9 protein-coding genes are annotated in these 9,127 nt (G+C 42.9%); 3 read left to right on the top strand and 6 right to left on the bottom strand.

What is annotated here, in order from left to right; all coding sequences use genetic code 11:
* Positions 1 to 537: 537 nt before the first annotated feature.
* Genes rseP through tsaB form a run of 6 tightly spaced genes read right to left on the bottom strand, consistent with a single transcriptional unit; the run spans position 538 to position 6,277 of the window.
* A complete protein-coding gene (rseP, locus tag HMPREF9420_RS08635; protein WP_007135227.1) occupies positions 538 to 1,920 on the bottom strand; it encodes an RIP metalloprotease RseP in 1,383 nt (460 codons plus the stop codon).
* A 37-nt stretch (positions 1,921 to 1,957) separates the two neighbouring features.
* The gene (locus tag HMPREF9420_RS08630) at positions 1,958 to 3,130 is read right to left on the bottom strand and encodes a 1-deoxy-D-xylulose-5-phosphate reductoisomerase (protein ID WP_044079195.1); all 1,173 of its coding nucleotides are present in this window, start codon (positions 3,128 to 3,130) and stop codon (positions 1,958 to 1,960) included.
* A 22-nt stretch (positions 3,131 to 3,152) separates the two neighbouring features.
* Positions 3,153 to 3,674, bottom strand: coding sequence for a ribosome maturation factor RimM (gene rimM, locus HMPREF9420_RS08625; protein ID WP_007135225.1), 522 nt, complete (start codon positions 3,672 to 3,674; stop codon positions 3,153 to 3,155).
* Positions 3,667 to 4,977 carry a UDP-N-acetylglucosamine 1-carboxyvinyltransferase gene (murA, locus tag HMPREF9420_RS08620; RefSeq protein ID WP_007135224.1) on the bottom strand — a complete coding sequence of 437 codons (1,311 nt, stop codon included), beginning with the start codon at positions 4,975 to 4,977 and terminating at the stop codon, positions 3,667 to 3,669. Before murA ends, rimM begins: the two co-directional genes overlap by 8 nt.
* Positions 4,978 to 4,979: 2 nt before the next feature.
* Positions 4,980 to 5,582, bottom strand: a complete 603-nt coding sequence (locus HMPREF9420_RS08615; protein ID WP_007135223.1) for a DUF4290 domain-containing protein — start codon at positions 5,580 to 5,582, stop codon at positions 4,980 to 4,982.
* 2 nt (positions 5,583 to 5,584) lie between these two features.
* Positions 5,585 to 6,277, bottom strand: coding sequence for a tRNA (adenosine(37)-N6)-threonylcarbamoyltransferase complex dimerization subunit type 1 TsaB (gene tsaB, locus HMPREF9420_RS08610; protein ID WP_007135222.1), 693 nt, complete (start codon positions 6,275 to 6,277; stop codon positions 5,585 to 5,587).
* A gap of 89 nt (positions 6,278 to 6,366) precedes the next feature.
* Between tsaB and HMPREF9420_RS08605 the strand changes: the two genes are divergently transcribed.
* The 3 genes from HMPREF9420_RS08605 (at position 6,367) to nadD (ending at position 8,738) form a co-directional block, all read left to right on the top strand.
* Entirely contained in the window at positions 6,367 to 7,245 is an 879-nt protein-coding gene (locus tag HMPREF9420_RS08605) for a YicC/YloC family endoribonuclease (protein ID WP_007135221.1), read from the top strand.
* Between the two features lie 183 nt (positions 7,246 to 7,428).
* Positions 7,429 to 8,106: a guanylate kinase gene (gene gmk, locus HMPREF9420_RS08600; protein ID WP_007135220.1), complete on the top strand. Its 678-nt coding sequence runs from the start codon at positions 7,429 to 7,431 to the stop codon at positions 8,104 to 8,106.
* Positions 8,107 to 8,108: 2 nt separating this feature from the next.
* The gene (gene nadD, locus HMPREF9420_RS08595; protein WP_007135219.1) at positions 8,109 to 8,738 is read left to right on the top strand and encodes a nicotinate (nicotinamide) nucleotide adenylyltransferase; all 630 of its coding nucleotides are present in this window, start codon (positions 8,109 to 8,111) and stop codon (positions 8,736 to 8,738) included.
* Positions 8,739 to 9,127 lie beyond the last annotated feature (389 nt).

The following is a 9,127-nucleotide window of genomic DNA, read 5'->3' as shown; positions in this document are numbered from 1 at the left end:
AAACGTTTACCCGGGGTAGGCTCGTTCCTCGCCAACCCTGGGCTATCAAAAGCACAACTCGTACCGAGTTGCGTGGTGAGAACATTTATATTGTGAAATTCATCCATTAGGATAATAGCGCAATACCAACACAGTTGCGTGGTGAACCAATTGTTAGGGTGACGTTGTTGATAATTAAAGGTGAAATAGTGTAAGGTATACAAAGCCTCTCCCCCAGCCCTTTGCTTTCCTCGTTTCGCAGGCTTCACGAACAGCGACCTATGGTTCACCGAAGAGGGAGGGGAGTAGTTAGCCTTCGAAATGAAAGAAGTTGTTTTGGGGGTAATTAGTGGTGTCGCCATTGTTGATAATAAAAAGCAAAATGAATTGATGCAAATGGCCGTGTAATTAGGCTTATTTTATGCGATGAAATGACGCAAATAATCGCATGAAATGACGCAAATAATAAGGCGAAGTGCCATGAATAGCACTTCGCCTTAACTGATTTTACACAAATGTTTCTATAATATTGTGATATACAAGGGCTTAATCAATATTCTACATATAGCCTAACCACCTCAGAATGTCATTGAGATTGGCCACAATCATTAGCAGAATGAGAATCGTTACGCCTGTATACTCGGCACGAATCATGAACTTTTCATTCGGCTTTCGACCCGTTATCATTTCATAAATGAGGAAAAGCACGTGACCACCATCAAGGGCTGGGATGGGAAGTATATTCATAAAGGCGAGAATTATGCTTAAGAAGGCGGTCATTTTCCAAAAGATATACCAATCCCATGATGAGGGAAAGAGACTTCCTATCGTACCAAATCCACCGAGACTCTTGGCTCCGCTGGCAGAGAACACATACTTCATGTCACTCACATAGCCTTTCAACACATCCCAACCATAGGCAACTCCTGCCGGGAAACTGGCCAAAAAGCTGTAGCTTTTGTGTGTAGGTGTGTAGAGAGACAACATACTTGGAAACTCAATGGCAAACTTCAAGTCGGGTGTAAGCACAGCTTTTGCGGTGTCAACCTTATCCGATTGATATACCAACTGCGCCGTTCTTATCTTCATACTGTCTTGATGTGTCTTGCAAGCAGATAGTTTTTCTCTCATTTTACTTAGTTCGTCAAGGAACACATTGGCTGAAGTTATCTTCACACCATTAAGTGCCAACAGCTTGTTTCCTTTCTTCAAACCAATCTTTTCGCCAGGACCGCCGGGAAGAACAGAGTCGACTGTGGCAGGAAGATAAGGCTGACAGAAAGCCGGAGTGCTTTTAATCATGCTTAAAAGATTAATATCTCCTGACAAATGTAGGCTCATTGGCTTTCCATTTCGAATGATATCAACGCGCTTAGCCTTTGAGATTGCGCGGAACATATCGGCACTAAAGTCTTTAAATTGCCCTTTTTCGGTGCCAAGAAGAATGTCATGGTCTTTAAAACCATAGCGTTTTGCCTCTTGATTAAACAGCATTCCTTGCTTCATGTCTTTCGTTTGGATGTAAGTATCGCCCCAAACAAACATGAGCATTGAATAGATGAAGAGTGCAAGAAGGAAGTTAACGGTGACTCCACCAATCATAACCAGCAGCCGTTGCCATGCAGGTTTTGTTCTGAACTCCCATGGTTCAGCCGGTTTAGCCATTTGTTCGGTGTCGAAACTCTCGTCAATCATTCCTGCAATCTTGCAGTAACCACCAAATGGAAGCCATCCCATTCCATATTCGGTATCGCTGTTTTTAGGTTTAAAATGGAACAGACTACCCGTCCATTTCCCTATACCGACATCAAAAAATATATAAAACTTCTCAACTCTTATACCGAAAAGCTTTGCAAAAAACATGTGTCCACCCTCGTGGAGCAGTACTAATAGTGAGATTGCAAGAATGAACTGCAATGCCTTTATGAATATAACTTCCATGATTTATTTATCGTTTTTATTTTCAAAATGAATGACTCTATAGGGTTGAAGCCTTCAAAACAAGACGCTGAGCAATAGTTCTGGCCTCAGCATCTGTCTGCAAATAGACATCAAGATTAGGGTTTTTATCGAATGTTGCCTGTTGCATGGTTTGCTCAATCACATCGGCCATGTCAAGGAAAGAACACTCATTGCGACGGAAAGCCGCATTAACCACCTCGTTGGCAGCATTCAAAATACAGGGCATATTCCCCCCTTTATCGATTGCTTCGTAGGCCAAGGCTAAGCATTTGAACTTATTTGTGTCGGGCTCGAAGAACTCCAAACGTTGCTGTTTGAATAGATCGAGGCGCTCACCTTTTAGATATAAGCGCTCAGGGAATGAGAAAGCATATTGTATGGGCAATCGCATGTCGGGCACACCCAACTGAGCTTTCACCGCACCATCAATGAATTCGACCGCACTATGGACTATACTTTGGGGATGAATCAACACTTGTATGCGGTCAGCTGGTACGCCAAAGAGCCACTTTGCCTCTATAATCTCGAAACCTTTATTCATTAACGACGCCGAGTCTATAGTTATTTTAGCGCCCATATCCCATGTAGGATGCTTCAAAGCATCAGCAGCTGTGACCGTCTTGAGTTGTTCGTGGCTGAACAATCTGAAAGGACCTCCAGAACAAGTAAGCAGAATTTTCTCTATCTTATTATCTGCATCACCGACAATACTCTGAAAGATTGCACTATGTTCACTATCAACAGGCAGGATGGGCACATGGTTTTCTTTGGCCAAATTACATATTAATTCGCCGGCAACGACAAGCGTTTCTTTGTTTGCCAAGCATATTTTCTTATGCGCTTTAATGGCATTTATCGTCGGAACAAGCCCCGAAAAACCTACCATTGCGGCTAAAACCATGTCAATAGGTGAGGCAGAAACAATCTGTTCCAAGGCCTCTTTACCGGCATAAACCTTTATTTCTGGTAGGTCGTTGAGCCGTTGTTGCAAAGCATCATAATGTGCTTCGTTAGCAATAACGACAGCAGCAGGCTTAAATTCTCGTGCCTGTTGGGCCAACTTCTCTACGCTGTTGTTCGCCGTAAGACAATAAACTTCGTAGCGATCACTATGCTGTCGGATAACATCTAAAGCTTGAGTACCAATGCTTCCGGTAGATCCGAGGATACATATCTGTTGTTTTTTCATTTCTTTTCCTATCGTCTTAGGGTTATAAATCAAGCAGCCCATCAGGGATGGACATTCGAATCTCACGGCGTTGCATATCAGCTTCGTGAATCAACTCCTCGTGAGCAGGCACCAAGATATCTTTACCTGTGGTGGTTTTAATCTCAAAAAGTGTGTTGATGGTGGTGTTATCAACTTCTGTGATATGCCCAACAACCTCATCATTCAGCCTATTGATAACCGTAAAGCCTATGATTTCGGCCCATGACAAGCCTTGTTCTGCGCCATCAGAAAGACTGCGTTCAAAGAACACTTCGCATCCCGTGAGCTGACGGGCACGCCCTTCTGAGTCGATATCTTCAAACTTAACAAGAGCATTTTCGGCACTCTTGAACCGATATTCCTCTATAAAGAACGGCACAAGTATGCCATCAATAGATAGTAATAAATAGTCGGCATCAACACGATCAAACACATCATCGGTGAAGAGAAAGGATATTTCACCTTGCACCCCATGTGGTTTCCCAAGCTTTCCGATTCTATATACGTCTTCGTTTTTAATCATTTACACGTTTGATACAAGCCCCGATAGCATTCAATCTGTTTTCAATGTCCTCATAACCCCTATCGATTTGGGCTATATTTGCAATATGACTTGTCCCCTGAGATGACATTGCTGCGATAAGTAAAGCGATACCCGCGCGGATGTCAGGACTAGTCATTCGTCCCGCTCTTAGCTTCATTTTGTGATCATGTCCCACGACAACTGCCCGATGAGGATCACACAAAATGATTTGTGCTCCCATATCAATTAGCTTGTCAACAAAGAACAAACGACTCTCAAACATCTTTTGATGTATGAGCACAGAGCCACGTGCTTGTGTGGCAACGACAAGGAGAACAGAAATCAAGTCGGGGGTAAGTCCGGGCCAAGGGGCATCAGACAATGTCATAATAGTGCCGTCAATGAACGAGTCAACCACGTAATGTGGCTGATAGGGGACAATCAAATCATCACCTTCAACCTGTATCTTTACGCCCAAACGCCTAAAGGCATCAGGGATGATTCCTAAGTTTTGGAGTGACACATTCTTAATTCTTACGCCGTCACCCACCATGGCTGCCATGCCAATAAATGAGCCAACCTCTATCATATCGGGTAAAACCATGTGCGAAGCTCCATGCAATCGCTCCACCCCCACTATCGTAATAAGGTTACTTGCAATGCCACTGATGTTGGCACCCATGGCATTTAACAAGTGACATAGCTGCTGAATATATGGTTCACAGGCTGCATTGTAGATGGTAGTTGTGCCTTTTGCCGTCACAGCAGCCATGATAATATTTGCTGTTCCGGTAATAGACGCCTCATCAAGTAACATATAACAGCCCTTCAACTGTTCTGCTTCGATTCGGAAAACATCACGTTCGGGGTCACGAACAAACTTTGCTCCGAGGTACTTAAAACCGAGAAAGTGTGTATCTAAGCGTCTACGTCCTATCTTATCTCCCCCAGGTTTAGCCACGATTGCTTTGCCAAAACGACCTAACAGAGGTCCAATCAAGAGAACACTTCCACGAAGTGAGGAACATTTCTGAACAAATTGTAAGCTATCGAGATAGGAAAGATTCAGTTCATCAGCTTGAAACGTATAGTCTCCACGATGATGTCGCGTCACCTTTACCCCAATATCTTGCAATAATATGATAAGGTTATTGACATCAAGAATATCGGGTATATTCTTGATTCTCACGGGTTCAGTCGTCAACAACGTGGCACAAATCACTTCAAGTGCCTCGTTTTTGGCTCCTTGTGGCGTGATAGTACCCTTTAATCGATGTCCACCTTCGATGATAAATGATTCCATAGTTACTTTTTTTTGCGTTTGTTCGGCGTATTAGCAATGGGCCTATCCGCAATCTTATTAAACACAAAGGAGTTCAAATCGAGTTGAACCTTCCCGTCAGTAAACCGTGCAAGGTCATCAGCAACCTTCACATCATCGGCTGAACCATGGCTCCACGTCATCAAATCTATCTTCATTTGATTCGCCGTCAAACGTATAAGTTCATCGCGTTCTTCACCTTCTGGCATCGTCTTTAGACGCTGAAAAACTTCAAAAAGGATATGTCCGTAATGACGAACTGGTATGCGTTCCATCGGATAAGGCATTGGTTCAGGCTTTGAAGAGATTCTATTTGCCGCACTAATATCATAGGGCCAGTCGATATCAAGCTTGAAATCACTCATTATTGCAAGGTGATCCCACAGCTTATGTTGATAGTCCCCACTCTCTTTTCCCTGTGGAAACATACGCTCCATGATGGCAATTATTGTCTCAGCGCAAGCCTGACGCTCTTCTTTTGTCTTTAAGTTCACGCAGAGATCCACCATATCTTGCACCTCACGTCCATACTCGGGCATGATTAGTTTCTCACGTTGTGTGTTGTAATCTAATCCTTCAATATTCATAATTAAAGCAGTTTCTTAGGCATTTTAGCTACAAAATCTTTCAAATAGAAAGGCACAAAGTAAGCTACATCCTCAAATTTCTCTTCAGCAAATCGCTTTTCTGCCAAGGGAAACATATTCTTTGCAAGTGGTAAAATGTCTTTAATGTAACGGGCGTTAGGATGATTTATCTCACTCATACATTTGCCTGCACCATCTCCAAAGAAATAAACAATACCCTTATCTAAATAAGTTTTATAGGTTTCTTCAGTTACTACATCTGCCTGAATCGGTCGAACAACATGCAAAGCACGGTCAAATACCTCGGCATATACCTCCATTCTGCGGGCATCTAACATAGGAACCAGCAGCGCATCTTCCTCATTTGGATGCTCACCAAGTAACACTGGAACAGCCAAAAGCTCAAGCGTTGGTATGGCAATCAACTTTACATCGCGACCATAACAAATGCCTTTAGCCATTGAAGTACCTATACGTAGCCCCGTATATGAGCCAGGTCCGCAGCTCACTGCCACTGCATCAAGTTTCAAACCATGGCTATCAATGAAAGAAAGTGCCTCATCTACGAACGCACCTAACGTCTCGTTGTGGTGCGGACCACTATGATCTTCCTTGTTAAAGATGCATTCTGCGTCATTACTCACGGCAACCGAGCACACCGTTGTACTCGTTTCAATGTTTAATATACACGACATAAATGAAAAATATAATCTTAATAAATTGCAAATTTACGCTTTTTTCCCACAAAATTATTACTTTTGCAGAAATTTAACGCGTAGCAATTATGATACAATCCATGACGGGTTACGGCAAAGCTGTAGTCACTTTTAAAGAAAAGAAGATTAATGTTGAGATTAAATCTCTAAACAGTAAGGCATTAGATTTGTCTGCCCGCATTGCCCCACTCTATAGAGAAAAGGAGATGGATATACGCCAAAAGGTAGCTAAAAGCCTTGAGCGTGGGAAGGTAGACTTTGCCATTTGGATTGAAAAAGATGACGTTGTAGACGCTGCTTCCATTAATGCGGCGCTCGTGGAAAACTATTATAAGCAGATAAAAGATATCTCATTGCAAACCGGAATCCCTGAGCCTACCGATTGGTATGCCACTCTTCTGGCGCTCCCTGATATCACAACAAAGACTGAAAACGAAGAACTCACCAACGAAGAATGGGCAGTTGCCTCTACAGCTATTGACGAAGCACTCCATGCTTTGGTAGATTTCCGCAAACAAGAAGGGGCCGCTTTGCAACACAAATTCAATGAAAAGATTAATAATATCGAAGCCTTACTCGCAAGTATTGAGCCATATGAGAAGAGCCGTGTAGAGAAAATACGACAGAATATCATTAAAAGCCTTGAACAAATCCCAAGTGTTGACTACGACAAAAACCGCTTAGAGCAAGAGCTTATCTATTATATTGAAAAGTTAGATATCAGCGAAGAGAAGCAAAGACTTACCAATCACTTGAACTATTTCCGTGAAACGATGCAAGAAGAAGGCCATGGTGTTGGCAAGAAACTTGGCTTTATTGCACAAGAAATGGGGCGAGAGATTAACACAACTGGTAGTAAGAGCAATCAAGCGGAGATGCAAAATATCGTCGTAAAGATGAAAGATGAGTTGGAACAAATTAAGGAACAGGTGCTAAATGCACTGTAAGTTAAAGACGGAAGGGCTCTACATCTCTTCCCAAAGGGGTAGAACCACTAAACAGATGCATCTTTCTTGCGACTAATTCTGAAACGAAACAACTCTATAAATAGCAGAATTTAGATAATCCTTCAATAGTGAATAAAAGTAGGAAAGAATCTTCCGATTCAGAATAAACCATGATATTAAAGGATGAATATGATGAAACAAAACAACGACTTTCTTCATTCCAACGAGTCAGAACAAAGCAAACAACAACCAGAAGATTCTAAAAAAGATTCTCACTTGGCTGAGTTTCCTGGCCGACTCCTTATCTTCAGTGCGCCATCGGGCTCGGGAAAGAGCACCATTGTGCAATGGTTGATGAAAGAACATCCTGAACTTAATCTCCACTTTTCTATCTCGTGTACAAGTCGTGAGCCTCGAGGAACGGAACAAAATGGCGTAGAATACTTCTTTCTTTCGCCCGAAGCATTCAAGGAAAAGATTGCAAACAATGAGTTCCTTGAATACGAAGAAGTTTATGAAAACCGCTTTTATGGCACACTAAAATCTGAAGTTGAGGAGCAGATTGCACGTGGAGAGAACGTCGTTTTTGACGTAGATGTGAAAGGCGGATGCAACATAAAACAATTCTTCGGCAGTCAAGCCATAAGCATCTTTGTACAACCTCCCTCGATAGAAGAACTGAGAAAAAGACTCAATGAACGTGGAACCGATCGGCAGGAGGTTATCGAACAGCGCATCGCAAAAGCTGAATACGAACTTTCTTTCGCACCAAACTTCGACCATATCGTTGTCAACGACGACCTCGAAACAGCCAAACAAGACACTCTTAGACTGATAACGACTTTCCTGAACAATAAATAAAAGTGGACGAAATAAGGCTCACTGCACCCCAAATCGGTATCTACGGCGGTTCGTTTAACCCCATTCATATGGGTCATATATCGTTGGCTAAGACGCTACTTCAGCACACACGGCTCGACGAAATCTGGTTCATGGTGTCGCCTCTCAACCCTTTTAAGCGCATGGACAACGACCTTTTAGACGACAACCACCGCTTAGAACTCACACAAAATGCCCTTGCTGACGAGCCAAACCTTATTGCTTGTGACTTCGAATTCCGCCTTCCTAAGCCCTCATATACCTATGATACGCTTTGTAAACTCCATGAAACCTACCCCCAAAATCAGTTTACACTCATCATAGGAGCAGACAATTGGGCGAACTTCGACCGCTGGAAAAACCACGATTTCATCCTCCATCACTACCCCATTATCATCTATCCGCGCAAACATTCGCCCATATGCACAACGCAACTCCCTAAGAATGTCACGCTCGAAAATACGCCGCTATACGATTTCAACAGTACGGATATCAGACGACGCATTGCACATGGCATGTCGATTCATGGCATGGTGAAGCCTGAAATAGAAGCAAAAACAATACAATATTACCAAGAACTGCAAAAGAAAACAAATCTTTCAGAGAATCTCTAAGGTGAATCGACCTACTGAAAGATGTTTGTTGGGGGGATAGATTGAGGGAAATAAAGCCTCACCCCCAGCCCCTCTCCGAAGAGAGAGGGGAGTAGTTAGTCGTGGAAATGGAGAAGGTTGTTTTGAAGTTAGTTTGGGGTGGCGGCGCTGTTGATAAGTGAAAGTTAAATGATGGTAGGCAGACAAAGCCTCACCCCCATCCCCTCTCCGAAGAGAGAGGGGAGTAGTTAGTCGTGGAAATGGAAGGAGTTGTTTGAGGGGTAATTAGAGGTGGTGATGTTGTTGATAATTAAAGGTAAAATGATTTGGGGCAAACAAAGCCTCTCCCCCAGCCCCTCCCCGAAGAGGGAGGGGAGTAGTTACCTCTTGAAATGGAGGGAGTTGTTTGA

Source organism: Segatella salivae DSM 15606, assembly GCF_000185845.1.
In the GTDB taxonomy this organism is placed as follows: domain Bacteria; phylum Bacteroidota; class Bacteroidia; order Bacteroidales; family Bacteroidaceae; genus Prevotella; species Prevotella salivae.
The sequence above is the reverse complement of the archived record's forward strand: the minus strand, read 5'-3'. Positions and strand labels throughout refer to the sequence as shown.

What these genes read in the sequence shown, in the direction of transcription:
- rimM (WP_007135225.1), bottom strand. Translation starts at nt 3,674, where the DNA reads ATGATTAAAAACGAAGACGTATATAGAATCGGAAAGCTTGGGAAACCA.
- HMPREF9420_RS08615 (WP_007135223.1), bottom strand. Translation starts at nt 5,582, where the DNA reads ATGAATATTGAAGGATTAGATTACAACACACAACGTGAGAAACTAATC.
- gmk (WP_007135220.1), top strand. Translation starts at nt 7,429, where the DNA reads ATGAATATGATGAAACAAAACAACGACTTTCTTCATTCCAACGAGTCA.
- rseP (WP_007135227.1), bottom strand. Translation starts at nt 1,920, where the DNA reads ATGGAAGTTATATTCATAAAGGCATTGCAGTTCATTCTTGCAATCTCA.
- tsaB (WP_007135222.1), bottom strand. Translation starts at nt 6,277, where the DNA reads ATGTCGTGTATATTAAACATTGAAACGAGTACAACGGTGTGCTCGGTT.
- murA (WP_007135224.1), bottom strand. Translation starts at nt 4,977, where the DNA reads ATGGAATCATTTATCATCGAAGGTGGACATCGATTAAAGGGTACTATC.
- HMPREF9420_RS08605 (WP_007135221.1), top strand. Translation starts at nt 6,367, where the DNA reads ATGATACAATCCATGACGGGTTACGGCAAAGCTGTAGTCACTTTTAAA.
- HMPREF9420_RS08630 (WP_044079195.1), bottom strand. Translation starts at nt 3,130, where the DNA reads ATGAAAAAACAACAGATATGTATCCTCGGATCTACCGGAAGCATTGGT.